This is a genomic window from Chroococcidiopsis sp. [FACHB-1243], from assembly GCF_014696895.1.
Taxonomy (GTDB): Bacteria; Cyanobacteriota; Cyanobacteriia; order Cyanobacteriales; family Chroococcidiopsidaceae; genus Chroococcidiopsis.
Genome location: NZ_JACJQX010000029.1, coordinates 29,452 through 55,368 on the forward strand (window position 1 = coordinate 29,452; position 25,917 = coordinate 55,368).

At 44.5% G+C, this 25,917-nt stretch carries 20 protein-coding genes; 13 read left to right on the plus strand and 7 right to left on the minus strand.

Features of this window, described 5'->3' with window-relative positions:
• Positions 1 to 235 precede the first annotated feature (235 nt).
• The 4 genes from H6G17_RS20935 (at position 236) to H6G17_RS20950 (ending at position 7,048) form a co-directional block, all read left to right on the plus strand.
• Positions 236 to 1,396, plus strand: a complete 1,161-nt coding sequence (locus H6G17_RS20935; protein WP_192160484.1) for a response regulator — start codon at positions 236 to 238, stop codon at positions 1,394 to 1,396.
• Positions 1,397 to 1,514: 118 nt separating this feature from the next.
• Positions 1,515 to 2,627 (plus strand): chemotaxis protein CheW, encoded by a 1,113-nt coding sequence (locus H6G17_RS20940; protein WP_192160486.1) that lies wholly within the window; start codon positions 1,515 to 1,517, stop codon positions 2,625 to 2,627.
• 7 nt (positions 2,628 to 2,634) lie between these two features.
• On the plus strand, positions 2,635 to 5,124 hold the full coding sequence (locus tag H6G17_RS20945) for a hybrid sensor histidine kinase/response regulator (protein WP_192160488.1): 2,490 nt from the start codon (positions 2,635 to 2,637) through the stop codon (positions 5,122 to 5,124).
• Positions 5,125 to 5,254: 130 nt separating this feature from the next.
• Entirely contained in the window at positions 5,255 to 7,048 is a 1,794-nt protein-coding gene (locus H6G17_RS20950; protein ID WP_192160490.1) for a methyl-accepting chemotaxis protein, read from the plus strand.
• A 161-nt stretch (positions 7,049 to 7,209) separates the two neighbouring features.
• Here the strand turns inward: H6G17_RS20950 and H6G17_RS20955 are convergent, their stop codons facing one another.
• Positions 7,210 to 7,371 (minus strand): hypothetical protein, encoded by a 162-nt coding sequence (locus H6G17_RS20955; RefSeq protein ID WP_192160492.1) that lies wholly within the window; start codon positions 7,369 to 7,371, stop codon positions 7,210 to 7,212.
• On the opposite strand from H6G17_RS20955, the gene H6G17_RS20960 reads away from it, so the two are divergent.
• Together H6G17_RS20960 and cheB are read left to right on the plus strand one after the other, a co-directional pair.
• Entirely contained in the window at positions 7,370 to 7,798 is a 429-nt protein-coding gene (locus tag H6G17_RS20960) for a response regulator (protein ID WP_192160494.1), read from the plus strand. The two genes, H6G17_RS20955 and H6G17_RS20960, sit on opposite strands and share 2 nt — an antisense overlap.
• Before the next feature lie 109 nt (positions 7,799 to 7,907).
• Positions 7,908 to 8,981: a chemotaxis-specific protein-glutamate methyltransferase CheB gene (gene cheB / locus H6G17_RS20965; protein ID WP_192160496.1), complete on the plus strand. Its 1,074-nt coding sequence runs from the start codon at positions 7,908 to 7,910 to the stop codon at positions 8,979 to 8,981.
• Positions 8,982 to 9,103: 122 nt separating this feature from the next.
• Here cheB and H6G17_RS20970 read toward each other — a convergent pair whose 3' ends face one another.
• Both H6G17_RS20970 and H6G17_RS20975 read right to left on the minus strand, forming a co-directional pair.
• Positions 9,104 to 9,532 (minus strand): tetratricopeptide repeat protein, encoded by a 429-nt coding sequence (locus H6G17_RS20970; RefSeq protein ID WP_192160570.1) that lies wholly within the window; start codon positions 9,530 to 9,532, stop codon positions 9,104 to 9,106.
• 96 nt (positions 9,533 to 9,628) lie between these two features.
• The gene (locus H6G17_RS20975) at positions 9,629 to 9,985 is read right to left on the minus strand and encodes an iron-sulfur cluster assembly accessory protein (protein WP_015152130.1); all 357 of its coding nucleotides are present in this window, start codon (positions 9,983 to 9,985) and stop codon (positions 9,629 to 9,631) included.
• Between the two features lie 280 nt (positions 9,986 to 10,265).
• On the opposite strand from H6G17_RS20975, the gene H6G17_RS20980 reads away from it, so the two are divergent.
• Positions 10,266 to 11,912: a hypothetical protein gene (locus H6G17_RS20980; RefSeq protein ID WP_192160498.1), complete on the plus strand. Its 1,647-nt coding sequence runs from the start codon at positions 10,266 to 10,268 to the stop codon at positions 11,910 to 11,912.
• A gap of 112 nt (positions 11,913 to 12,024) precedes the next feature.
• Here the strand turns inward: H6G17_RS20980 and H6G17_RS20985 are convergent, their stop codons facing one another.
• On the minus strand, positions 12,025 to 13,263 hold the full coding sequence (locus H6G17_RS20985; RefSeq protein WP_192160500.1) for a PAS domain-containing protein: 1,239 nt from the start codon (positions 13,261 to 13,263) through the stop codon (positions 12,025 to 12,027).
• A gap of 461 nt (positions 13,264 to 13,724) precedes the next feature.
• On the opposite strand from H6G17_RS20985, the gene H6G17_RS20990 reads away from it, so the two are divergent.
• The 4 genes from H6G17_RS20990 to H6G17_RS21005 all read left to right on the plus strand — a co-directional run bounded on the left by H6G17_RS20990 (position 13,725) and on the right by H6G17_RS21005 (position 21,022).
• A complete protein-coding gene (locus H6G17_RS20990) occupies positions 13,725 to 17,474 on the plus strand; it encodes a hypothetical protein (protein WP_192160502.1) in 3,750 nt (1,249 codons plus the stop codon).
• 241 nt (positions 17,475 to 17,715) lie between these two features.
• Positions 17,716 to 17,832 carry a photosystem II reaction center protein I gene (locus H6G17_RS20995; protein WP_015152134.1) on the plus strand — a complete coding sequence of 39 codons (117 nt, stop codon included), beginning with the start codon at positions 17,716 to 17,718 and terminating at the stop codon, positions 17,830 to 17,832.
• Positions 17,833 to 17,991: 159 nt separating this feature from the next.
• Positions 17,992 to 20,424: a DUF3769 domain-containing protein gene (locus H6G17_RS21000; protein WP_192160504.1), complete on the plus strand. Its 2,433-nt coding sequence runs from the start codon at positions 17,992 to 17,994 to the stop codon at positions 20,422 to 20,424.
• A 67-nt stretch (positions 20,425 to 20,491) separates the two neighbouring features.
• Positions 20,492 to 21,022 (plus strand): Uma2 family endonuclease, encoded by a 531-nt coding sequence (locus H6G17_RS21005; RefSeq protein ID WP_192160506.1) that lies wholly within the window; start codon positions 20,492 to 20,494, stop codon positions 21,020 to 21,022.
• A gap of 47 nt (positions 21,023 to 21,069) precedes the next feature.
• Here H6G17_RS21005 and H6G17_RS21010 read toward each other — a convergent pair whose 3' ends face one another.
• Positions 21,070 to 22,050, minus strand: coding sequence for an ATP-binding cassette domain-containing protein (locus H6G17_RS21010; protein ID WP_192160507.1), 981 nt, complete (start codon positions 22,048 to 22,050; stop codon positions 21,070 to 21,072).
• A 124-nt stretch (positions 22,051 to 22,174) separates the two neighbouring features.
• Here H6G17_RS21010 and dprA point away from each other — a divergent pair, with 124 nt between their 5' ends.
• Complete coding sequence (gene dprA / locus H6G17_RS21015; RefSeq protein ID WP_192160512.1) at positions 22,175 to 23,287, plus strand: DNA-processing protein DprA; 1,113 nt, start codon at positions 22,175 to 22,177, stop codon at positions 23,285 to 23,287.
• Between the two features lie 125 nt (positions 23,288 to 23,412).
• Complete coding sequence (locus H6G17_RS21020; protein WP_192160514.1) at positions 23,413 to 23,946, plus strand: hypothetical protein; 534 nt, start codon at positions 23,413 to 23,415, stop codon at positions 23,944 to 23,946.
• Positions 23,947 to 24,481: 535 nt separating this feature from the next.
• On the opposite strand, the gene H6G17_RS21025 is transcribed toward H6G17_RS21020, so the two are convergent.
• Complete coding sequence (locus tag H6G17_RS21025) at positions 24,482 to 25,267, minus strand: SDR family NAD(P)-dependent oxidoreductase (protein ID WP_192160516.1); 786 nt, start codon at positions 25,265 to 25,267, stop codon at positions 24,482 to 24,484.
• Between the two features lie 167 nt (positions 25,268 to 25,434).
• Complete coding sequence (locus H6G17_RS21030; RefSeq protein WP_106544111.1) at positions 25,435 to 25,644, minus strand: heavy-metal-associated domain-containing protein; 210 nt, start codon at positions 25,642 to 25,644, stop codon at positions 25,435 to 25,437.
• Positions 25,645 to 25,917: the final 273 nt, after the last annotated feature.

The following is a 25,917-nucleotide window of genomic DNA, read 5'->3' on the forward strand; positions in this document are numbered from 1 at the left end:
TTGAGTCACACATTTTTTAAGTCTTGATGAAAATTTGAGTTATTAAAATACTGTAATAACACTGAAAAACCTTATCTTATCTTTATAATTCGGTATTGCTACCGATACAATTACTTTTTGCTGTTTGCCATACTAAAAACGCAGCAATATAGCAAAAAGCGCTTCATATTTAGATGACAATTCGAGCGAGCTGTGCTGTTTCTCTTGCTACACAACTTTCACGGCTAAGCAAACTATGTCGCCTAATCAGTATCAAGCACAGGAATTATCTAATCTATTAGAAAATATCCAAGCTAAACAAGCAAGCGGTGTTTTGTATATAGATGCACACGTCGATTCAGAAAAGCCGGCAAAATCTCGCGTGCTGATTTGGAAAGATGGACGCACCCTCTACGGCGGTAAAGCAGTTCCAGATGCTCAAGGCTTAGTCAAATTGTTAGAACAAAAACTGAGTCGAGAATGGGTAGCTTCTGCTGTAGCCTTCGCAATGCGCCAAGTTCCAGAGGAAGCATCACTTCGCGATGTACTAGAGCGTTTGGTGCAAATGCAGCTGTATAACTGGGAACAAATTGAGTCTGTTATTTACAGTCAGTTGAGATTAACTGTAGAACAAATTTTACCATATCCAGGTAGGTTTCAATTTGATAGTCATAACCAGCTAAATTTTTGTCGTGGCGTTGAATTGTCAAAGCTAATGCTAGATATTACTCAGCGCCAGGAACAATGGTACAGCTTCAAACCTACTATTATGTCAATGGATGCAGTGCCGAGTTTAAAACCCGATACTTTAGCTAATATTACAGAGCCAAATATACGCAAACATTTACAAGAATGGGTTAACGGACAGCGATCGCTAGTGGATATCGCTGAAGGTTTGAATAAAGATCCGTTAAGTATAGCAAAATCTTATGTAAATTGGATACAAGCAGGCTGGTTAGATATAGCAAATAACAACACTAATACAACTCAAATCTCTTTATCTACAGTTTTAGCTGTAGATGACAGTGCTGTCATGCAACAACTGATCAAACGAGCGCTGACGGGTTATTGCCAAGTTATATTAGCTAGTAATGCTGTAGATGCTCTAAACGTCATTTATCACGAAAAAATTTCCCTATTGCTACTCGATGTTTCTATGCCAGAGATAGATGGCTTAGAGCTTTGTCGGACTGTGCGTAGTATTCCTCAGTTTCGCGATTTGCCAATTATTATGGTGACAGCAAGAGACGGTTTTTTTGATAAAGTTAAGGGTAAATTTGCTGGTTCTAACGACTATTTAACCAAGCCATTTGATGCAGAACAGTTACGTCAGATAGTAGGCAGATATATCGGATTAGGAATTAGCTCTAATAATAACAAAGACGCAGTTACGTTTGATTTGTCTAATCAAAGTTAATCGTTACATTTTTTCACAAGCTCTATCGAGCAATATTTCTGTGTCAAATTCAAATAACGAGTTTATTAATATCAGTATTTATCAATAACTATGTCAATTATTCAAGTGACAACAGCAAATGGAAACTAAACCTTATCTAATTTTCAGCTTGCATGACTTGCGGTATGGAATTGATGCGACTCTCGTACAAGAAATTTTTCTGCTGCCAGAGTTGAATCCTATCATTGAAGCACCAACTGATATTGTAGGCATTCTCAATTTGCGTTTTCAACTCATACCCGTAATGCATCTCGGTATGCGTTTAGGATATAAAATGCAGAATTGCCACCTCAGCGATAGCGTTATCGTTCTACAATGGCAAGATTTACAGATTGGTATTATTGTTAATTCTGTTTCTGAAGTCACAAATATTAGTCCTGAAGTTATAGAAACAAATATTTCATACGGGCGAGTCAAAGAGTCTACAGCTCGATTTATTCATAGTATTGCTAAGCTAGATGCAGATATGGTCATGTTGCTAGACCCAGAGCAACTCATCTGCTCTGCTTCAGTTGAAGATATTTTACCAGTATTAAACAGCGATTCAGGTGAGATAGAAACTCATGGCGATCGCTCTCAAGTAAAAGAGAAAGAAATACATTTCAACCATTTAAACGATCGGGAAAGCATTCATAAGCATAGTTTTTACGATTTATATTATCCACAAGTTACCCCACAAGAAAAAGCAATTTTTCGCGAACGGGCTGAGAACTTGAGACGGCAAGCTGAGAGTTCTGATTTTACAGGACTCATACCATTAGCAGTTTTCGGTCTTAACGATGAATATTTTGGACTAGATTTAGATATCGTGCGAGAATTCACCAACATTCGTCATGTGACTCAGATTCCATGCTGCCCAGATCGTATTGTTGGCAACATGAATTTACGCGGAGAAATTGTCACTTTAGTAGATATCCGTCAAGCTTTAAACTTATCGCTCGATCGCGATCGAACTACCTCAAAAGCCATTGTCATTAGTTTTAACGAGACGATCGCCGGAATACCTGTAGATGAAGTTTTTGATGTGATGTATCTCCGTCCATCAGATCTGACCCCAGTACCAGTAGCAGTACATTCCGCTAACGATGAATATCTCAGAGGTAATGCCCCCTATTTAGAAAAAATGCTTACCGTGCTTGACTTACCTCAGCTTTTATCTAAGAACAGCTTAGTTGTAGACGAAGAAATTTGACAATTTTATGATAGACGATCCCGAACTCAGAGATATATATAAAACAGCTTGTGCCGAACGGATGCAGAAATTGGAAGAGTGCTTAATGCACTTAGAAAAACATCCAGGCGATCGCGAGCAATTAGAAGATTTTTTGCGCGAAATTCACACTCTCAAAGGAGACTCTCGAATGCTGGGAGTACAGGGTGTTGAAACGCTGACACATCAAATTGAAGAAGTACTAGCTGGAGTCAAGCGGGGTGAGAGCAACTTAACCGTAGAATTGTGCGATCGCCTTTATCAAGGACTCGATGCCATGCGTCAGTTCGTCCATGAGGCGGTTACGGGTGTTGCCCCAAGCATCAATCTTTTTTACGTCCTCGCCCGATTGATGGGAGCGCAGTCTAGTCCTGCAAGTGAAGACGAGGAACTATTACCTGCTGAAACTCCAATATTTACCGAACCTGTAGCCACCGCAGACATCCCGCTATTTGAGAACGATCTATTTCCCGAACCGCCCGTTACTGCTTTAGAAGACGATCTATTCTCCGAACCGTCCTTTACAAAACCATCTGAAGCGATCGCTGCATCATTTGACCTACTCGACGACGATTTCTTCTTGCCCGAACCTCCTGTATTACCGAAGGTTCTCCCTACACCTGCATCACTGCCAGTTAAACAGCCTGAACCCGTACCCATCCCCGAAGCTAAAGCCAAGCCGCAGCCAGCTCTAGCAGCCGAAGCAAGCGAGACAGCCCAAACCAGTAATCATCAAATCGATACGATTCGAGTCGAACCGCAAAAGCTCGATACATTGATGACTCAAGCGGGTGAGTTAACAGTGACTAAACTACGAATTGCTCAACGCATGGGTGAAATTGAAGAAATTCTCACCCTCTGGGAAGAGTGGAGCCGGGATGCTTTTGTCCATCGCTCGGTGTTTGACAAGATAGAGCGTGGCTTACAAACCAACAACATCAAGCAATTGCAGAACTTTCAACATCGGTCGGAGCAACGGTTAGAACGCCTCGGCTCTCTGATTAACCATCTGAAAAGCACAGCTTACGAAGACACCGCTCGGTTAGATATTGTCACTGGAGAATTAGAATCGGGTATCAAGACTTTACGCCTTTTACCTCTATCGAATATGTTTGCGCTTTTTCCCCGTCTCGTCAGAGATTTAGCCAAGCAGCAAGGTAAGGAAATTAATCTAGTCATTGAAGGCGGAGATACCAAGGCAGACAAACGAATTCTAGAGGAAATGAAAGACCCATTGCTGCACCTGTTACGCAATGCAGTCGATCACGGTATTGAGACACCTCAAGAACGGGAAAACTCGGGTAAACCACGCACGGCAACTATCCACTTGCGAGGGTATCAAACTGCTAGCAGTATTGGGATTGAAGTTACAGACGATGGGCGCGGTTTGAATATCGATAGCATTAAACGCACAGCAGTGCGACGGGGACTCCACCGTGAAGAAGAATTGGAAGCCATGACGACAGCTCAAATTCAATCACTGATTTTTGCCCCTGGTTTCTCGACTCGAACGACAGTGACAGAAATTTCTGGTCGCGGGGTTGGTTTAGATGTGGTGCGGGCAAATGTCGAAAGAATGAAGGGGACGATTCAAATCGAATCTTTGCCTGGGATGGGCTGTGAGTTTCGGATCAAATTAGATACGACGTTAGCCACTACTCAAGTTTTAATTGTGGAAGTTAATCGCATGTCCTACGCACTGCCAGTGGAGTTCGTACAGACAAACTTACTCGTGTCTCGGCAAGATATCTTTGCTTTGGAAGGCAGTCAAACGATCGCCATTGAAGGTCAACCAATCTCTGTGGCTTGGCTTGACGATCTACTAGAATTGCCCGCGATCGCTCCCAGTCTCAAGTCTGCTGCCAAAATGCTACCTTGTGTCGTGCTGCAAGTCGGCGGCGATCGCCTTGGGTTGTTAGTAGATGCTCTACTCGATCGGCAAGATATCGTTCTAAAGCCGCAAAGTAAATTACTTAAGCGCATTCGGAACGTAACTGGTGCAACTATCCTCGGCACAGGTGAAGTTTGCATGGTTCTCAATCCTCAAGATTTACTCAAATCCGTACAGAAGAAGCCTGTCGCCATACATACCAGCGAATTCCAGCAGGTACAAACCAAGCAAAAACTGCTGTTAGTCGAAGACTCAATTATTATCCGCACTCAGGTCAAGCGCTTGCTAGAGGGTGCTGGTTATGACGTGACTGCTACTGTAGATGGGGCAGATGGATTCAACAAGTTGAGGACAGGTAGTTTTGATGCTGTGATCTCAGACGTACAAATGCCGAATTTAGATGGTTTGGGGCTAGCGGCAAAAATCCGCCAACACAAAGAATACCAGGAGTTACCAATTATTCTCGTCACAACTCTTGCCTCTGATGAAGATAAACGTCGAGGTGCAGAAGCAGGAGCAAATGCTTATTTAACTAAAAGTACGTTCGATCAAAAATTACTACTCGATACGCTGAATAGATTGATTTGAAAGTCAAAATTTCAATGGTACTCAACAACTAGAAATAGTAGCGCAAAACTTATTGGTAATTGTGTCAAAAACTAGTTTACCAATTCAAAACTTCACCTAAAAATCGCATCAAATACAAGGAATAACTTTCATGAAGTTTTCATTAACAACTAAAGCAATCGCTTTTTCTATCGCCCTCGGTACGTTGCCAGCTATGGCGATCGGAGTTAGCAACTATATTTCTGCTAGTAACAACTATCGCCAAAATGCAATTCAATCGCAAGAATCTCTTACCTTTTCTTTAGCAGATAAGGTCGGGCGTTTTATGTTCGAGCGCACTGGTGATATTCGAGTTATTTCTAGACTGCCAATTTTGAATAATCCCGAAGGCACAAAAGAAATTACTCAGCAGCAAAGACAAAACGTGCTAGATGGATTTATGAGAATTTATGGCGTTTACGACAGTATTGCTGTCATGGATCTGTCGGGGAAAGTGATTTTGCGCACGACTGGAGAAACATCAACGAATTTGGCAGACCGAGATTATTTCAAGGAGGTGATGAGAACTAAACAGCCAGTCATTGTACAACCTAGAAAAACTTCAACTGGTGATGTTGCGATTCACTTAGCTGCACCGATAATTAATGCTAATACAGGCAAAATGATCGGCGTAGTTCGCACCCGTATGCCCGTAAAAAGCTTAGATAGCATTTTGAATGAAAAAATATTCAATGCATCACAGCAGGCGCAACAAGCCGGATCGAGTAGCAAAGAATATCATCTCGTGAGTTCTGATGATAAGTTCTTTGCAGCGCGGGAAGCAGAACAAGTTGGTCACGATGCTAAAGAAGACTTTGCTAGCTTTGTCAAAATGCACGCCGAGAAAAAAATAGCTACAGCGATTGATGTCGATCGCCTTGACAAAACAGAACAATTAGTTTCCTACGCGCCAGTACCAAACATGGAAGGAATGCCAGAACTTGACTGGAGCGTAATTTTAGCAGAAGATACAAAATCTGTATTTGCTGGGCAGCAGCAACTCATCACCAACTTATTGTTAGGAACTGGGATTACTTTATTGGTTGCTGGTGGGTTAGCAATTCTATTCGCCAGCCGTACAGCTAAACTAATTCAACAAATTGCCAATGCTGTCGCTTCCTCCTCTACTGAAATTGGAGCAACAGTCGAGCAACAAGAACGCACCACCACCGAACAAGCAAGTTCTGTCAACCAAACTACCGTCACTGTAGAAGAACTAGGTGCGGCTTCTCGCCAATCTGCCGAACAAGCTGAAGCCTCTGCTGCTGGGGCGCGTCAAGCCTTAGAACTCGCCGATAACGGTAGCAAAGCCGTACATCAAACGATGGCAGAAATGTCCACCGTCCGCGATAAAGTTGGGGCGATCGCCGAGCAAATTATGCGATTATCAGAACAAACGACTCAAATTGGTAGTATTTCCGATTTAGTTGCAGATGTTGCCAACCAAACCAATATGTTAGCCCTCAATGCAGCAGTAGAAGCAGCACGGGCAGGCGAACACGGTAAGGGATTCGGTGTCGTTGCAGGCGAAATTCGCAAACTTGCCGACCAAAGTAAGAAATCTGCCGAGAAGATTAATGCATTAGTTAACGACATTCAAGCTTCAATTAACGGCACTGTAATGGCGACGGACGAAGGCACAAAATCAGTTGATTATGGACTGCGCTTAGCCCAAGGAACCGTAGAATCCTTCACCGGAGTCGCAGATGCCGTTAACCACGTTTTCCTCAACAGCCAACAAATTTCCCTCAGCGCCAAGCAGCAAGCGGTTTCCGTGCAGCAAGTCGTCTCAGCAATGAACGAAATCAACCTCGGTGCAAAAGATACGGCGGCTGGCATCAACCAAGTTCGCGTTTCAACTCAGCAACTCAATCAAGTCGCCCAACAATTGCAGGCAATTGTTTAGAAAGAAGTCAAAAGTCAAAAGTCAAAAGTCAAAAGTCAAAAGTCAAAACTTTTTTACCGATCGCTCCCAACTCCCTAGTACGGGCGCACTGCTGTGCGCCCCTACCGACTCCCAACTCCTATACGAGCGCACTGCTGTGCACCCCTACCGACTCCCGACTCCTATACGGGCGCACTGCTGTGCGCCCCTACCGACTCCCAACTCCCTAGTACGGGCGCACTGCTGTGCGCCCCTACCGACTCCCAACTCCCTAGTACGGGCGCACTGCTGTGCGCCCCTACCGACTCCCTGATAACTGATAACTGATAACTGATAACTGCCATGACACCAATTAAAGTTTTATTAGTCGATGACTCTCCCGTTGCTATGAGCATTTTCCGTAAAGTGCTTGATTCTGCACCAGAAGTGCAGGTTGTAGGTACAGCTCAAGATGGTGCAGAAGCTTTGAATTTAATTCCTAGAGTACAACCTCAAGTAATTTGTACGGATTTGAAAATGCCCAAAATGGACGGTTTGGAATTCATTAAACAAGTCATGGCAAAGTCTCCATTACCAATTTTAGTTTTGAGCGATGCCGTCCAAAAGCAAGATATTGATAATGTGTTCCAAGTTTTGCAAGCTGGAGCCGTTGATGTGATGCCTAAACCCCTATCTGTCTCAACCGCAGATCAAGAAGAACTGAAGCGGCAATTAATTACCAAAATTCGAGTTTTGGCAAGCAAACAAGTCAGCGCTAAACCACTCACATAATCGTTACAGGAAGTGCGCCAACAGAATATCTGCGCGGTGTAGAGACGTTATATGTAACGTCTCTATGCCATTTGTATCACTTTTGTACGGTTGATTCGAGATCCAATTGATGTCAAAATTTCCAGTAAAAGTTTTATTAGTTGAAGATTCACCTGTTGTCCTGGCAATTCTGAAAAAGCTATTAGCTGCTACATCAGAAATAGAAGTTGTTGGCACGGCTAGTAACGGTCAGGAAGCTTTGGAAAAAATTCCAGAGCTGCAACCTAACGTAATTTGTACAGACCTACACATGAGAAAAATGGATGGTCTGGAGTTTACCAAACAGGTGATGGCAAAACACCCTTTACCAATTCTAGTTATCAGCAGTTCGGTACAGGCAAGCGACACCAGTACGATTTTTCAGTTGTTACAAGCTGGAGCGATCGATGTCTTTCCCAAACCTGCAATGGGAACACCTTCAGAGTACGATCGCATTAAGCAAGAGTTAATTACCAAAATCAAAGTGCTTTCTGGTGTCAGCGTCTTCACCAAACCATTGAAGCAGCCCGTACTCTCGATCGCAGCTCAACCCCTAGTTCAAGGTAGAATTTTAGGATCTTATAGTAGGTTATCCTCGATTCGGATGGTGGCTGTTGGCGCTTCTACAGGTGGTCCTCAAGCATTACAGAAGCTTTTTAGCCATCTACCAAGTCACTTTCCAGCCCCCATTATTTGCACTCAGCATATTAGCGAAGGATTTTTGCATGGATTGGTGAGTTGGCTAGCAACTGAGTGTCAAGTCAAAGTTAAGATTGCTCAAAATGGGGAAATTCCATCACCGGGAACGATTTATTTTGCACCAGAAAAGTGTCACTTAGAATTTAGTTCTCTAGGCAAATTTACGCTTAACCGAGCAACTGGCGCTGTAGACGGTCACTGCCCCTCAGTTACAGTCATGTTTAAATCTGCTGTCCAATTTTACGGTAAGGGAATCATGGGCGTGCTACTAACAGGAATGGGTAGAGATGGTGCTATGGGAATGCAAGCGATCGCCCAAGCTGGAGGAACGACAATCGCCCAAGATGAAGCAACCAGTATCGTATTCGGAATGCCAAAAGAAGCGATCGCATTAGGAGCCGTGCAACACATCTTACCAATCCAAAGCATAGCTCCCTTCGTGCTGAGTCGAGTTTTTAGTAAGTAATAGTTATCAGGGAGCAGGGAGCAGGGGGAAAGAGAGCTGAGGGAGCGATCTGGGAGCTGAGGAGCTGAGGGGGAGAATACTTACCAACTACCAACTACCAACTACCCATTACCCATTACCATTCATTCAGAAGCTTCAAACAACCACTTCCTAACTCGTTCCATGCTTTGCCAATCTGGTTTGCGGCTCATGCCATCGGCAATGTTTTGCTTGACTTCATCCCGCATATCGGAATCAATCATGATGAACTGCATGGCGCGATCGACGTGTTCTCGCACGCCTTTTTGTCCGGTTTCCAGCATTGCTACGGCAAGGTTAACTCTGGACTGGGCATCTTGGGGATGTAACTTAACTGCCTTTTGCGCCGCTTTGAGGGCAGCATTTGATTTATCGCGTAATAAATACAACCACGCCAAACAAGTCCAAGCAGCGCTGCTTTTGGGAGCGCGATCGCAAATGTCTTGAAAAACTGGAATTAACTTCTCTGGTTCTTCGCCAGCCTTGTAGCGTTCGAGTGCTGATTCAAAGAGGGATGCAACTGTGTCAGTCATTGTCAACGGCAGGAATTTGGGTAATGGGTAATGGGCAACGGGTAATGGATACACAACTACCAATTACCTATTACCTATTACCACTCAGCCATTATATTAAACACCAAACGATTTCCCGCAGCCACAAGTTTGATTGGCGTTGGGGTTCGTGAATTGGAAGCCGCCACCGATCATGGCATTACTGTAATCTAGCTGTAAGCCATAGAGGTATAAGATGCTTTTGCGATCGCACACGATCTTGAAGCCTTCGTAATCGTAGACTTCATCATCGGCTCTAACTTTACTAATATCTTCAAAATCCATCATGTAAGACATTCCAGAGCAGCCACCCTGACGCACTCCCACCCGCAAGCAGAGGTCTTGCCCTTGGCGATCGCGCAGAAATGAAATGTGTTGCAGAGCTGCTTGGGTTAACTGAATGCCTCGCTGTTGAGACTGGGTTGCTGATGTCATAGACTGTTACAACTCCTGGTATGGTTTTAGAATGCAATATGCAGCTTTTTCGTCCATTGTAACGGCAACCGAGGTGCGGTTTGAGAAATTGTCAACGATCCTGACCAAAGCACCACAAAGATTTCTATCCTAGAATTGATAGGTCTAATTGGATGAAACGGGATCGGGGAAAATACAACTCCTGTTGGCTGAGGCAAGGCTGCCAATTGCTTAACTACAACTCCCACACCTAAGTAAGATCGAAAGTTTGCACTGTCTCCCTGATTGGCTTGGTTGGTCTATGACAACTTCGTTAAATAGCTCCACGCGACGGCGTTTGCAGAAATTGAATCAAATTCCTTGTGTCTGGGAGGGCGATCGCCGCACGTTATCAGCGCCAAGCCCAAGAGGGGACGCAGAGGCAGGGAGCGAGTGTATTTTGTGGGTCGATGGCTCTCAAGGAGTCGTGCGGGCAATGGATGTCGTGGCTACCGACAGCGGACCCGAAGTTGTCGTGCGCACGCTGTTGCGGGCAATGGAGCATCCCAACAGTCCCGCCAAACCCGCTCGTCCTCAAAAAATTGTCGTGCGCGATCGCGAAATTCAGTTTTATTTGCGCGGCGTGTTACAAGAATTAGACATCGCAATCGATTACGTCCCCGATCTACCGCTAATTGATGAATTGTATCGCGGCTTTGAAGAATTTGGGGAAGCTCATCCCCCCGAATTACCACCTCAATATGCCACCGCCCTCAAGAAGAAAGCATTTGAGATCTGGCAAGCTGCTCCTTGGGAGTTGTTAGAAGAACACCAAATTATCGCCGTCAAGCTTAACCATTTTGACATCGAAACCCTATATATTTCCGTGATGGGAATGTTGGGGATGGAATATGGCATTTTGCTCTATCGCTCTGCTGAATCCTTGCAAAGATTTCGGGCGAAAGTTTTGATTGAAGAAGATGCCACAGAACAGCTAGAAGAAGCATTTCTCAAACAAGATTGCTTATTTCTCACTTTCGAGCGCTCGGAAGAGATGGATGATGGTGGAGAATTTGTCGATCTAGCAGACCTACCCCTGTCGGAGATTGAGCCATCTTTTGGTAATATCCATCCTCTAGAAGGACTGCGCTCTGTCCTCTATGAGGAGGAGGCTAGTGCTGTCTTTGTTGCTTTGGAAGCTTTAAATCGCTTTTTGCGAAACGAGCGGCGACAACTAGGCGGGAAAACGTTCCCTGAGATTAGCCGCAACTATCGCATTACACTACCTTCATCCCAGTCGGAGAAAAAATCTCAACCCCTCAGCGTGACTGTCTCCACCTTGCCGAATTTGGCTACAGAGTTAGAGGAAATGGCAGATGCAGTTGCAACTGAGGCAATAGAAGCAGAAGATTTGGACAACATGCCTCTATTTCAGTCTTTACGGGACGACCTAATCCCAGAAGATTCTTTTCTCAGTTTGGGGGTTGTGTCTTGGGAAATGGTGCAGCAATTGCGCCAGAAAGTCACCCATCAGCAAGTCGGCAAACCTACAGAAGCAGGAGATGGATTGCCAGTGATTTTGATTCAAACTTCCCGTCCTAAAGCCAAAGAAGCGATTGAGGCTCTCTTGAGTGCGGGAGGACTTAGAGGTATCGGTTTTAATCCCGGAGCAGATCCGTTTGGTGGCGATCGCTATGATTTAGGAGTATTGCAAACCAACAATGGGGAATTATTTTTGTTTGGCGAATTTTTAGAAGACGATCCAGTTCACGTCGTCGCTAGAAAGAAGTGGAACGATCGCTGCAAGCATACCAAAGGCTATTGCGGCTTAATCGTCGCCAGAGGTCTGATGGGTGCTTCGCGGGGACAACCCCAAATGAAAGATATGATGGCTCTATTTGAAGCGCGATCTCTTTCATCTAAAGATTTAGGCATTGGAATGCTTCAGTTAATGCCGCAGATGGAATGAGCGATCGGTTATCAATAAAGAAAGGGTTTGGGGCGTGGGTAATAGGTAATGGCTGGTTGTTGGTTGTTGCACCTGAAGCTCACCTGCCCCTCTGCTCCCTGCTCCCTGCTCCCTAATTTTGCTCTACTTTGTGTTGCTCTAAATTGGCGAGATCGCGAAAAATAATCAAAAATTCTTTATCGCCAATTGTACTAATTCGTGCCTCTTGGTACTGCTGTTTGTCCTTGAAAGAAACCGGAAATTGAAAAATCTGAGTTGCGCCAGTTCTCAGAGCTAATCGAGCATATTCAATCAGCTGTTTTGCCGTTTCTGCTGGTAAGAACTCATTCACGTTCTTACCTAAGATATCTCCATTCAAAATAAATGAATTAGCTTCTTTTGCTGGCATATAACTCAGACACGTACCATCTTGTTTCATCCGCAATATAGAATCTGGCAGCGCTCTTAATATAGTACTACTCGCCGTTTCACTTTCATACAAGGCAGATTGAACTTCTTTTTGTCGCCGCCAGTTCTGAATTAGTTTCTCTACTACGATCGCACCTAATACGCCACAGACCAAGCCGAGAATCCCAATTGGAATTAGCAAGTCTTGAGCAGAAAAATTAGATAGCGATACATCAGACACTGCTACGTTATATTTTTTCAGAACTACTCGTGACGTGATGCCGTACAGAGCGCTACAAAACACAATTAAAAATAAGATGAGTCCCAGCCAAGCCTGTCTGCGGAGTAAAGCAACTGTATTAGCTAAAGCAGAGGGTGATAATGTTTGAACGGGAGATTGCTGCGGTTGCTGTCGCGGAATTTGACTGCCGATTAACGAAGTCATTCTAATTCCAGCAATTAATAGCACTACTAAACCCGAACCTAATAAGAGAATATAAAAGTTACTGAATGTCCCTCCTAAATATAATCCCTGATGAATTTCTAGCAAAAATCCGATTTGCTCTCTAGATAAACCGAGCCAATCCCTTGCTATTGTGTAGGCTACACCTGTTTCGGCGCTGATTGAAAGTGGTAAAAGTAAAATCAATGCAAGCAGCCGGTGGATATTACGAATATTCGATTTTGCTAGCTCCCGATCGCTACTCCGACGATCGAGTAAATGCGTACCTGTTACGCTCATTCCCAATATCCCCAAGCTAGTCAGAATAATGTATATGGGAACGAGACGTTTGCCCAGATATTCACCTTGATGAATTGTCATCAAAACATCACCAACTGAGTTAGAAACTCCAAACCAACTTTTGCCCAAGCGGTATGCAACTCCAGTCAGCGCACTAGCAAGTAGAGGTAAAAAAAGAATTGGAGCAAGCTGACGATGCAGTCTACGAAACTCTACTTCCATAGCAAAAAATAAAACACTCAGGGTAGATTCATCTTACTCTTAATAACGCTATTTAGTAAACTGTTTAATATGACAAATGATTATACTTAAGCTCTTCGATATTGAGAATGACTCCCAATTTTTTGCGCTTATCTAATCTGTAAGTATGAATTCATACAATCAATTGTCGATCGGAGTTAATAGCTCTGAAATTGGAAAACGCGGTACAAAATAGCGCTGACTGCATTTACTGCGAGGCTCGGCGTTTATTAAATTCACGAACTAAATTGCCAAAATTTTGTAATATTTCTGTCTAGCGATAGATGCTTTATTCCTTATGCTACAAACATTTCGCGCTCTAAGTATTAACAAATACTAGATTTCAGTAGCGAAAAATACAATATGTAATTCGATTTCTCTTTTATATTTCAATTTGAGTCATCAAGGGTGCATCTTTACGCTCGGAGTCAATAGTTATTTTTATGAAAGTTATCTCATTACTTTTGATTCAGTCGTTGCAGCGGCAAAAATTTTTTTCTTGTTTCAAAAACGTTTTTCCCGAAATTACAGCGGCTGTACTCGTTCCGGTTATTAGTACAAATAATTTTTATTTTCCTTTTACTGTTTTACTATTTATATCGAGTGCAACATTACTCAGATTGGTTTGGAATAGTGCGATTGTCATTCATGGCTTAGGACATGCGATCGCGATCGCCACTCTCGACCGACAACCAAACGCCCTGAATATTGTCAATATTCTCGAACATAGAAGTATTGCTGTAACTTTGCGATCGCTACTACCTTTTGGGCCAATATTTATTCCTGGATGCGATCGAGCCGATTTATGGGTAGCAGCAGGCGATTTCACTCCGTGGCGGATCAGAATTAAAGCTCTAGGTGGGTTCTGTTTTAATCTTCTGGCTATTGCCATAACATGGCAATTTTCTGCCGATTATTTTGGCGATATTTGGACGAGGGACGAGCGAGCGATCGCTTTGATTAGCGCGTTTTTCAGTCAATCTTTTCTGGGTGCCAATTTGCTCATTATGCTTAGCTCCTGGTCAGATCTGACAGCGTTAGTAACTGGAGTTGCAGAGATTTTTTGCTGCGGTAACTTTGGCTTTTTAGGTCAGCGTCATGCTGACGACGACCCGCGCCAGCTTTTGCCAGAAAGAGTGGTAAACGTCTTTCATGCAATGGGTAGAGAGACAGAAATTCGTGGCGAACAAGCTGGTGGTGGACTGGTTGTGGCAACAAACCGCGATCGTCAGACTGTATTTGTCGGGAAAAAAGTTGTTAACAAAAAAAGAGATAATTTGACAAAATCTCTAGAAACAGCTTTTGCAGCAGAAAGACGCAGAGCAGCAATCGCAGGTATTAAGCCTCTAGAATCGACAGTCATGGGGGTGTGGCACTATCGCTTTGGCACGAGCGGACCCCCGGCTGTATTGGAAACTCACTGGCATGAATGGATGAGCGCCAGACAAGCATCTGTATGGCAATTTCTTGAGGGAGAGTGGGTTCACCAGCACAAAAACGTCAATTATCGCATTACCCATAACGGCGATTTTGATGCTTGGACGCTGTTCGATCGCTCGATTGGAAATACCGAGTTAGGCTGGTGGTTAGAAAGAGTCTTGCATACCCCCAACCACACGCGAGGAGATTCGCCCAAAATTGCGGGCATGATGGATTTACTGGTGACTCAAGGTATGTGGGATGCTTCGGTCAGATTAGCTTATCAACTAGCGATCGCTCCTTCAATCGAGTCAACCTTTGGCGGACAAAAACCTGCCGTTGATGCCCCGAATACAGCCCCTTCTCCGCAAGAGATCGGTAATTGGGCAGCCACGTTTGAAAATATCTTCGTGCTGTATCGCAAGCTGTTAGCAGCTCCAGATTCTCCCGCTTCTAGCCAATACTTTTGTCGTCTAGAACACGATATTTTACAAGCAACGACCAACGATAGCTCGATGAGCCAATGGTCATGGCAAAGAAGAGTCATCTTTGTCAGAACAGCAATTCATGCTTTTTTCCACAACGACTTGTATTTTGCTACCAAAACGTTCATGTCGAGAGCCGAAGGGAGTTTTGGTTTAGTTACGGTTTCTACCCTAGACGAAGGACGACTGGTACTGAGCGCTCAAGGACAACCGATGTCCATTGGCTTCAATTGGCAAGACGAATACATGGTTTATGCTTCTGAACCAGCCGCCGTTGACGCTGTGTTACTAAATCTGCCAGAGTCTTATCGTTTAGATTTAGATCAGAAAATGGGAGAAATTGCAATGGTTACAGCCAAAGACATTGCAGTTTACTCCATGAGCCAAAAGTGCGAAGTCGCTTCATCAGACCTCAAAGATAGATGGATATCAATGGCAGATCATCCCTATCTACCCCACGTTAAATATCCCGAAAACGATGCTATAGATCCAATTGCAGCCGACTGTCGAGAAATTCCGCCAATTCTGGCAGAAATTAGACTATCGTGGCAAAATTCAGCTTCACTCGATCGCCAAAGTGCAGATTATCTGGTTCAACTCTTTTGTGAAAAAGCGCATAAATTCGAGCAAAAGCGGCAAAAAATGGTGCGCGCTGGGTTGACCGGACACATGCAGCAATTACCGTCTGTCGATCTGCTCGTGACTGGAGTAGAAAATAGTTTGTGGCTGGGAGAGAGATTTGCCCAGGATTTAAAGATTGTCTTTCCGTGGCTCAACGTGCGGGTTATCTCTTCCAACGAAGTTTTGCAGCAACTTCAGCACGACTTTAGCAGCTTGCAGCTCGGCAAAGATTCAATCGTCCTAGCAATTACTCAATCCGGTCAAACCTTTCCTACGGTGCAGGCAATTAATACCTTCGACCAGTTGTATCGGCAAGACATCATCGGCGAACTGTTTATCTTGACTGGAGAGTTAAGCAGTTTTTTAGGCTCTCGGGTGATTCAACCGAAGCACTCAAATACCGTGCGTCACAATATCTTTGTCAATGGGAGCGGACGCAGAACTTCCGAACCTGCCACGATCGCAGTTGCCGCAGCTCAACATACTTTAACGGAATTGCTACTTTATCTAGCAAAGCAAGTCAAACATCATTTTCCTGACTCTAGCCCCTTTGGGATGACCTTGACTCAAGAAAGTCTCGCCGCCTTAGAAAAAATGAAGGATGACTTTCTCGATATCAATGTCGTGCAAATTATGGGGACAACTCCCACTGGAAACACAATTGAAACTGCGATCCGAAGAACTCTGATCGCAGGTGGTCGCACATGGGCGCTCCATATCTTAGAAACACCTCTAGCCTGGGGAATTCATACTTTATATGTCGCGATTACAGTTGGATGGGCAATTCCTTTCGGTCAGACAATTCCCCTAGCTAAGACAATCTTGAATCTGATTGTTTGGATAGCTCATATACCTCAAGATGCACTTCTTTTGGGAATAGTCAATCCTGTTGTTAATTTAATTGACATTGCCATATACATTTTCGGTTCGTGGCTCTGGACGCTAGGACTGCGCTATTTTCAAGGCAGACAACTCCTCGCCCGAATTGGCAAAAGAACCTTGGTCATTGGTGATGTGCCTTGGGTGAGCAAATTATTAAAATCCTATGTCAGCAAATTGTTTTCTCTCAGCTATGGCATTGCTTCTTTAGAAGTCCATGGGGCAAATCCATCAGACGATTTATTGCATGATTTTGGACATCGAGTCGTGAGAGGGACTCTGTTATTTCTGGGCGTACCCGATGGTAGGCGGGGACAAAAGCAAAAACACCAAGAAAACGCTGCCATCATGACTGGCAAACAAGCAGACGGCGTGAGAAATATTGATGTGGGACCAGAAGTTGTTGTCATGGGTGCTAACCCTGAAATTGCCCGCAAAGGCTTCAGTAGCGCGCTCGTTTTAGAAGGTAACGATGAGTATTTTTATTTTAGAAATGCCGCTTTTTACTTTAAAGACCAAAATGCCGAAGATCAAAAAGAACTGATTGAGGATTTGAGAGAATCTCGATTTGGGGCTTTTGAGCGGTTACTAGCCAGTTACGTATTTTTCTGGGCTTTAGCGAAAAAAGTCGCTTCATTTCCTTTCCTGCGATATCAGCACTGGAAGTCTCAAAGCCGCACCAAAATCATGACGACTGCCGCACCAGTAGCAGGAATGAGCGTAGCAACACCAAAACAACTTTACCAACCAGACCGAGACGACAAGCCAGAAGTAGTTATCAGTGACTAGCGATTGTTGTTAGTAGTAATGGGTAATGGGTAATGGGTAATGGGTAGTTGGTAATTGGTGAAAGGCGTTCTTGCGCTCTTGCGAGTGGGAAATTTTGAATGCGTGAATGCGTGAATTTTGAGTTGTCTTGCTTCCTCAGCTCTCTTTAGTCCCTAACCGCTTATTCATGTATGATTAGGAGAGCTGTCTGAGTTGAATCAGACACAAATATCAGCTTCTCATACAGCTTGGAGATACACCTATGCTGACGCTTAAGATTGTCGTATATATCGTTGTTGGTTTTTTCTTGACGCTGTTCGTCTTTGGCTTTTTGTCTAATGACCCAGCTCGTAACCCCGGTCGGAGAGATCTCGACTAGGTAATAATAACTAGGTAACGATAAAAAGAAACCTTTACTAGCAAGTGATGTGACAGCGCGTTTGGATTTGCCAACGCGCTCAATTTCTAGCAACAAGCGGTAAAGCTGTGCGTTGGTTGGTTATACTCTGGGCTGGTTGTTTGCATCTTTAGCTGAAATATGACTCAATCTGTGCCACCGCCCAAACCACCCGCTCTCGTTCAACATCTAACACCAAAGCAAATTTTCCCGCCCCGCAGTCGAGAAGAGCGACCTTTTGCTGTTGCTGAATTGTTGACAGCTAAATCTGCTACCTCTCCAGCAGCGACGACCAGAACCGCAGCCGCGATCGCCATAAAAAAGGCTGTGATGTTAGGTTCTGAAGTGACCGTCAGCTATGGTGCGGAGCAGTTTGATATTGCTCAGAAAGATATAGGGATAGAACCAATTGGCACGGAGAACAAAAAACAGAAGGTAGAAGAAAATTTTATCTGCTCCGCTGCCGCTATCTGTCATCGGACTTCTGCTGTCAAAAAACCAGCGCAACCAATCCCTGCTTTTCGCCCGTCTGGGGCGATCGTTAAATTTAACAAGCTGTTGGCACAAGTCGAGACACCAACAAACCTTTCAGAACTTAACCAAACTCGTCCTCAAGAATTAGATTTTCGCGCCCCTACACCTTCTAGTCCTCCTCAGCAAACGCAGCCGCAACAAGCGCCGCCACCAACACCTACGAACGTTCCAGCGACGAAACGTAGGGTGATAGAAGTCAATTCCAACCGTCAAGAATATGATGCCAATCGCCGCATCGTGACAGCAGAAGGTAGGGTTGAGGTGAGATTGCAAGATGGAGTCCTCAACGCCGATCGCTTGCAAGTTAGCATTCCGAATTTAATTGCTGTCGGTGAAGGTAATGTTGTCTACACCACGGGAAAACAAGTCTTAAGGGGAGAACGGTTTACATTCAACATCATCCAAGATAGCGGGACTCTCCAAGGGGGGAGAGGGGAAATTTTTATTCCCTCAGCGAGTCGCGATTTTGCCGCGCCAATTGAGTCTGACGTGACTACGAGTAGCGTTTTACCAGGTGGCGATCGCTTTGCTCCCAGTCAGCCATTACAGCAAGTCACCAGCGCCGGAGGACTGAATATCAACTACGGCAGTAAAAGGGGCATAGCTGGCGTTCCTCCACTCAATCAAAAAGGTGGGACGGTAAAGCGGCTGCGATTTGAAGCCGAGAAGATCGATTTCTACCGCGAAGGCTGGCAGGCAGAAAATGTCAGAATTACAAACGACCCATTTTCACCACCAGAGTTAGAACTGAGGGCAGATCGGGTAACGTTGGTGCGAGAAACACCTCAACGCGATCGCATTCGCACCCAAAAGCAACGTTTGGTATTCGACCAAAGATTTGCCTTACCAATTCCCCGCGACCAAGCAGTGATCGATCGCAACCAGCGCGAAACCAACCCCGCCTTGGCTCAAATTGGTTTTGATGGCGACGATCGCGGCGGAATTTTTATCGAACGCAATTTCCCTATTTTCAATGCCGATGCAGTTCAGTTCAGCGTTACGCCTCAGTTTTTCGTGCAAAAGGCAATCGATGAGGGAAATGGTAATTTCTTTGACTCAGAGTATTTTGGCTTGAGGGCAAATCTGAGGGCGAGTACGGGATTGAGAAATGCGATAACTGGTTCGGCAATCCTAACTAGTCTAGATTTTGGTGACTTAGAAGACAACTTACGCGGCAGTTTGCGCTTTCAACAGTTAGTTGGCGGACGTTTAGCCCATACCGTCTCATTGGAAGCTAGCTACCGCGATCGCTTGTATAACGGTACTTTAGGATATCAAGATGTCCAAAGTAGCATTGGTGGAATTGTGAATTCTCCCATCGTGCCGTTGGGGAATACAGGTATTAATTTAAGCTATCAACTAGGTTATCAATATATTAATGCCAATACAGACCGCTTGGAATTGTTAGATACCGTGCGGGAAAACGATCGCGCGTCTCTCGGTCGCTTTCAAGGTAGTGTAGCTCTCAATCGCGGTTTTTTACTTTGGGAGGGAAAAGGTTTACCTGCAACAGCCGAGCAAGGACTGAAATACACACCCGTTCCAGTCGTTCCCTACTTAGCAGCTTTTGCTGGTGTCACAGGAACTAGCAGTTTCTATAGTAATGGCGACAACCAATCAACCTTAATCGGTACGGTAGGACTAGAAGGGCAAATCGGTCATTTCTCTCGCCCATTTTTGGACTACACTCGCGTTAACGTCAGTTATTCCGAAGGTATCCGCAGTGGTATATCGCCGTTTTTGTTTGACCGTGCTGCCGATACTCGGGTTTTAGGCTTTGGGTTTACCCAGCAACTTTACGGTCCTTTTCGCATCGGTTTTCAAACATCATTCAACCTAGACAACAACGACACGCTCAGTACCGACTACGTTTTAGAATACAGTCGGCGTACCTACGGCGTTGTCTTGCGTTACAATCCCGAACTAGAAATCGGTTCTATTAGCTTGCGAATTAGCGATTTCAACTGGACGGGTGGCGGCGATCCTTTCTCTAACACTGGAGTTCGTCCCGTAGTTGGCGGAGTGGAGAAAGGCGACTGATTTGCTAGAGAACACATAATATGTATTAACAATTGCAAGATTTGTAAGGCGATCGCCACCAAAAGCTATGGTAACTACTAACACAACCAACTTATCCCTAGAAGACTATCTAGCTAATCCCCCTGATTGCATGGAGTGGGTAAATGGGCAACTTGTGGAGCAAGAAGTGACGGTAAAGCACAGTCAGATTCAAGCGAGATTGGGACGATATTGGGGTAACTACATTATCGATAGCGGGAAAGGAGGAGACGTTTATATGGAACTTCCTTGTCGAACTTTACGGCAAGGTCGCCGTCCTGATGTGGCTTATCTTACCGCTGAATTATCAACACAATTTGACACAGCTACAGCATTACCGCAAAGTCCGCCTCTAGTTGCAGAAATTGTGTCTCCTACTGATGTAGCCGAAGAATTATTCGCCAAAGCTCAAGAATATCTAGAATCGGGTTGCCAAGAAGTTTGGTTAGTGTTTCCTGACAGCCAGCGAATTTTAATTTTGACTCAAGATCGGACTTTAGGCTTTCATCATGGTGATGTAGTGAGTACGCAGTTAGTCATGCAGGGATTTAGCGTCTCAGTAGATGAGTTACTAGGATGAAAAGGTAGAATTATCTGCTCTCTGCTCCCTACTCCCTACTCCCTTTATTACACATTCCCTGCGGTAAAAACTCGCCCGATCGCTTCTTCGACTGGCGGATCGGTGACGGTTAAATCTACGACTTCTAATTCTGCTAACATTTTTGCTACTGCTCGTGTCATTTCTTCGCGTTTGATACAAAAACGTACCGATAGACCCGTAACGGCTTTAATTTCACCATAGGGTAGCAACTCCTCTTTAGATACAGGATGGGCAAGTTCCACCTGCACTTCGCGATAGGGAGAAAAGTTATCTACGAGTCGGTCTAAACTGCCATCGTAAACTAATTGTCCTTTATGAATCACCAAAACTCGCTGACAAAGGGCAGTAATATCTGCCATGTAGTGGCTGGTTAACAGAATTATTGCCCCATACCTTTGATTGTATTCCCGCAGAAATTCTCTAACTCCAACTTGCGCGTTCACGTCCAATCCTAAAGTCGGTTCGTCTAAAAATAAGACTTTAGGTTGATGCAGCAAGGCGGCTAGAAGTTCCGCTTTCATGCGTTCCCCCAAGGAAAGTTTGCGCACGGGTTGATTCAGCTTACCTTGCAGGGAGAGCATTTCTGTCAGTTCCCCAACACGGCGGCGATACTCTTGAGTCGAAAGTCCGTAAATTGCAGCATTGATTTTTAGCGAGTCTAAAGCTGGCAAATCCCAGATCAATTGTTGCTTCTGCCCCATAACTAAGGTTATTTGTCGCAAAAATTCCGGTTGGCGTTGAAAAGGAATTTGTCCGGCTACCCTAACTCGTCCGTTAGAAGGATGGATCAAACCCGTGAGCATTTTGAGCGTCGTAGTTTTGCCTGCTCCATTTGCCCCTAAAAAGCCGACGACTTCTCCAGATTCAATTTGAAACGAAACTTGCTTAACTGCTTCAATTTGTCTGTACGTACGGCGAAAAAAGTGGCTGATAGTTCCTTTCAGTCCAGGCTCTTTTACAGCCACAGGATAGACTTTACTTAAATTTTCTACTAAGACTATAGACATTTAGCAACCTATTGTCTAACCCAAAACTACCAATTACCAATTACCAATTACCAATTACCACTAAGCCAAAAGACAGGCTATAACCGAGTAATCTAACAGGCACGCATACATTAAGGATAAATCATTGACGGAAGAAAGGGCTTTTTGGCTGGCATGGGCGCAAATTTCTGGCGTGGGTCCAGTGTTGTTACAACGCTTACAGCAGCATTTTGGAACGCTGGCAGCAGCTTGGCAAGCGAGTTCGGCGGCTTTACAAGCGGTGGAAGGGATGGGAACGCAGACGCTCGAACAAGTCAATGCGGCGCGATCGCAACTGCATCCAGTAGAATTTCTTGTCACCCACGCAGCACAAAACTCCCACTTCTGGACACCCGCAGACAGCCATGAGTATCCCCGCCTGCTGTTGGAAATTGCTAGTCCGCCACCCGTGCTGTACTATCGCGGTATCGTGGATGAGGGAGAAAATCAAGGTAGTAAAGCGCTAATTGGAATTGTTGGTACGCGCAGTCCTTCGGAATATGGCAAGCGTTGGACGCGGAAAATTAGTATGGCGCTTGCTCGTAATGGGTTCACCGTCGTGTCTGGATTAGCAGAAGGCATTGATACGGAAGCACATCAAGGTTGTCTGGATGCAGGCGGAAGGACGATCGCGGTTTTGGGAACGGGAGTTGATATCGTCTATCCACCTCGAAACCGAAAGCTTTACGAGCAAATTGTCGAGCAGGGTTTAGTAGTCAGCGAATTTCCCAGTAAAACTCCTCCAGATCGCGCCCATTTTCCCCGTCGCAATCGAATTATTGCAGGTTTATGTCGTGCAGTGTTGGTAATGGAAGCTCCAACTAAGTCGGGGGCTTTGATTACGGCACGGTTTACGAATGATTTTGGGCGGGATGTTTATGTATTACCAGGTAGTTTAGATAACCCGCGATCGCATGGTTGTTTGGGTTTGCTCAATAAGGGTGCTACCGTCATTTTAAGTGAAGGTCATTTGCTGGAATTGCTGGGAAGTCTGCCCCAAATTGATTCAGCGCCTGCTGCTTTCGAGCAATTAAGTTTGCCAGATTTAGCACCAGAACTTCAGCAAGTGCTGACGACGATTGCTTCTGAGTTAATGTCTTTTGATGCGATCGTCCAGCAAACAGGTTACGCCACAGGTATAGTTGCCAGTGCTTTGTTACAGTTGGAATTGCTGGGGTTAGTTTCCCAGTTACCAGGAATGCGGTATCAACGCTGTTAGGCTGAATCAGTTGTCAGGGAGCAGGGAGCAGGGAGTAGGGAGCGCACGAGCGCACGAGCGCACGAGCAGAGCAACGACAACCATCAACCATCAACTATCAACCATCCACCATCAACTTACCCCTAATGTCACAATCTTCTCTAGAAGTACCCGCAGCAGTCTCCTTCGAGCAAGCGATTGCCTTAACTGAATCTTTACTATCACAAATAGAAACAGGAACGCTGAGTGAGACAGACATAGCTACTGTTATATCGGCATTAGTCAAGACAGAAAACGGTGCGAGGGGTTTTTTCGTCACTTACCTCACCTCAGCATCATCCGCAGCAGATTCTCCTTCTGATGCAGTTATCGAGGCATTGCGATCGAGTCCAGAAATTGTATCAGAGCTGTTAGTCAAAAATATAGCCATGTCAACGGCTCAAGCCATCTTTCATCGTCGGCAGCAAAAAGAAGACATGGCAGAAGGCTCAGATCGAGTGCATCGCCGCACAAAAAAGCTCATACAGCTTGTCGATTTGCCTCAAGTACGCGATCGCACCCAACAACTGATAGAGTCAGCCAAAACTGGAGAAGGCACGTACAAAGGCTTTTTAGAACGCTGGAATTATGACCCTGAGCAAAAACAAGCGATTTGTCAAGCTTTAGAGCAAATAAATTAATTTTTCTTCACGCACCATGACGCAGCTAATACCGTGCCGTCGCACGGCACGTTCGCTGCTTCACCACTCACCACTTTTGATTGTGCCAGTTAAAAGACCGGAATCGAGTCCGATCGTTTTGTAGAAAATATTAGGCACACTAAGGCAAGAGTGAAAATTGCTTTCTGTGCTGCCTCAGACGAGATTGCAATTACGTGTGTGGTGAAGAGGAAAGAGTTATGTTTCAAAGAATATTATTAGCTTTATCGATCACTGTATCCCTCTATTTATTTTGGGGAATCCGCTTACAACCAAATAGCTCTAGGGTAGAGCGTCAAACTTATTTTGCTGAGATAACAAGTTTTGCATATCTTAACGAAAACTCAACAAAAGGCGATCGTTCGTGACAACACACTAGCTTAAATTGTAAGGTGGGCAATGCCCACCTTTTTTATTTAAATTTTTACTTTTTGTACGGGCGGGTTCACAAAATCACTCTGATAAGACAAATATTTTAGGTAAACCCACCCCTACAAATGACTTGTGACTTGCTAAATTATCCCTTCAGCAACGATTCTCCGCCATCAATCCACATTTCCGTACCTGTAATGTGACTAGAAGCATCGGAAGCTAAGAATAAAACTAATTGAGCTACTTGTTCCGATGTTCCTGGCTTACCATCTGTTAAAGGAACTTTGCCTTCGGGAAACTCTACAGGTTCCTTAATTTCTTCTAAATTGCGTCGTTCGGTATTCTCATCAATACTAGTCTCGATCGCCCCAGGACAAATTACATTTACCCGAACTCTGTGTTCTGCCAACTCTAAAGCAACCATTTTGGTAAAAGCAACTTGAGCCGCTTTCGTACAAGAATATGCAGTTGCACCTGTATTACTAAACACCCGTGTCCCATTAATTGAGGAAGTAATAATGATGGACGAACCCGGTTGTTTTTTCAAATATGGTACGGCGTACTTAACTGTTAAAAAAGTTCCTGTCAGATTGATATTTATCGTTTTGTTCCACTCTTCGGGTGTTAATTCCTCTAAAGATGCCCAAACACCATTAACTCCCGCATTTGCAAAAACGATATCTAACCGTCCCCACTCATCAGCAGCTTTTTGATTCGCTTGTTGCATCTGTTCGGGTTTGGAAATATCACCAATTACAGATATAGCCGTACCTCCGTTAGATTCAATTTCAGCTAGAGTTTTCTGTAATTCATCTTCAGAACGTCCCAACAGTGCAACTTTCGCCCCTTCTTTTGCCATCAACTTAGCGGCTGCTTTGCCAATTCCAGAACCTGCGCCCGTCACTAAGGCGACTTTTCCTGCCAATTGCATAAATATATCTCCCTATGCTCTGACAGCTATGTATCACGTAGTCAAGGGATGAGTCATGCTGCTGAGGTGGTAATAGGTAGTTGGCAATGGCAAAGTCAAAAGTTGAAAGTTAAAATTCAAAACTTGTCTCTTATCCAACTCACCAACTACCAACTACCAACTACCAATTACCCAGCTTGGTATCCTTCAACTGTAAAACCCGCAGCTACGATTGACTGCTTAATTGTCTCTTCGGATGCCGCAGATTCTACCGTTACCGTTTTTGCATCGACATCAACATCGACTTTAGCATCGGGTTCCATCGTATGGATAGTTTCGGTAATCGTCTCTGCACAACCATCACACTTAATATCGGGTACTTTTAGTTTGAGTGCCATAGCAAAACTGAAAATTCGTCATTTTTTGTCTTCAGGCTTCAATCTTATCGACTTAAGGCGCGATCGCTCATGACTCTTCAGCTAGATTTGTGAATTGTCGGGAGTGGCTAGTGGCTAGTGGTGCATGATAACTGATAACTGATAACTGATAACTGACAACTGGTAGCTGTAACTAGAGCTGAAATGCAAAAATATATTGAGCGGGAGTCGTAAGTCGGGAGTCGTGAGTCGTGAGTTGAGAAAAGTCAACTACCAACTACTAACTACCAACTA

Bases quoted from the DNA above. Each gene is read 5' to 3' on its own strand.
- H6G17_RS20935 (WP_192160484.1), top strand. From the start codon at position 236: ATGTCGCCTAATCAGTATCAAGCACAGGAATTATCTAATCTATTAGAA.
- H6G17_RS20940 (WP_192160486.1), top strand. From the start codon at position 1,515: ATGGAAACTAAACCTTATCTAATTTTCAGCTTGCATGACTTGCGGTAT.
- H6G17_RS20945 (WP_192160488.1), top strand. From the start codon at position 2,635: ATGATAGACGATCCCGAACTCAGAGATATATATAAAACAGCTTGTGCC.
- H6G17_RS20950 (WP_192160490.1), top strand. From the start codon at position 5,255: ATGAAGTTTTCATTAACAACTAAAGCAATCGCTTTTTCTATCGCCCTC.
- H6G17_RS20960 (WP_192160494.1), top strand. From the start codon at position 7,370: ATGACACCAATTAAAGTTTTATTAGTCGATGACTCTCCCGTTGCTATG.
- H6G17_RS20955 (WP_192160492.1), bottom strand. From the start codon at position 7,371: ATGGCAGTTATCAGTTATCAGTTATCAGTTATCAGGGAGTCGGTAGGG.
- cheB (WP_192160496.1), top strand. From the start codon at position 7,908: ATGTCAAAATTTCCAGTAAAAGTTTTATTAGTTGAAGATTCACCTGTT.
- H6G17_RS20970 (WP_192160570.1), bottom strand. From the start codon at position 9,532: ATGACTGACACAGTTGCATCCCTCTTTGAATCAGCACTCGAACGCTAC.
- H6G17_RS20975 (WP_015152130.1), bottom strand. From the start codon at position 9,985: ATGACATCAGCAACCCAGTCTCAACAGCGAGGCATTCAGTTAACCCAA.
- H6G17_RS20980 (WP_192160498.1), top strand. From the start codon at position 10,266: ATGACAACTTCGTTAAATAGCTCCACGCGACGGCGTTTGCAGAAATTG.
- H6G17_RS20985 (WP_192160500.1), bottom strand. From the start codon at position 13,263: ATGGAAGTAGAGTTTCGTAGACTGCATCGTCAGCTTGCTCCAATTCTT.
- H6G17_RS20990 (WP_192160502.1), top strand. From the start codon at position 13,725: ATGAAAGTTATCTCATTACTTTTGATTCAGTCGTTGCAGCGGCAAAAA.
- H6G17_RS20995 (WP_015152134.1), top strand. From the start codon at position 17,716: ATGCTGACGCTTAAGATTGTCGTATATATCGTTGTTGGTTTTTTCTTG.
- H6G17_RS21000 (WP_192160504.1), top strand. From the start codon at position 17,992: ATGACTCAATCTGTGCCACCGCCCAAACCACCCGCTCTCGTTCAACAT.
- H6G17_RS21005 (WP_192160506.1), top strand. From the start codon at position 20,492: ATGGTAACTACTAACACAACCAACTTATCCCTAGAAGACTATCTAGCT.
- H6G17_RS21010 (WP_192160507.1), bottom strand. From the start codon at position 22,050: ATGTCTATAGTCTTAGTAGAAAATTTAAGTAAAGTCTATCCTGTGGCT.
- H6G17_RS21020 (WP_192160514.1), top strand. From the start codon at position 23,413: ATGTCACAATCTTCTCTAGAAGTACCCGCAGCAGTCTCCTTCGAGCAA.
- H6G17_RS21025 (WP_192160516.1), bottom strand. From the start codon at position 25,267: ATGCAATTGGCAGGAAAAGTCGCCTTAGTGACGGGCGCAGGTTCTGGA.
- H6G17_RS21030 (WP_106544111.1), bottom strand. From the start codon at position 25,644: ATGGCACTCAAACTAAAAGTACCCGATATTAAGTGTGATGGTTGTGCA.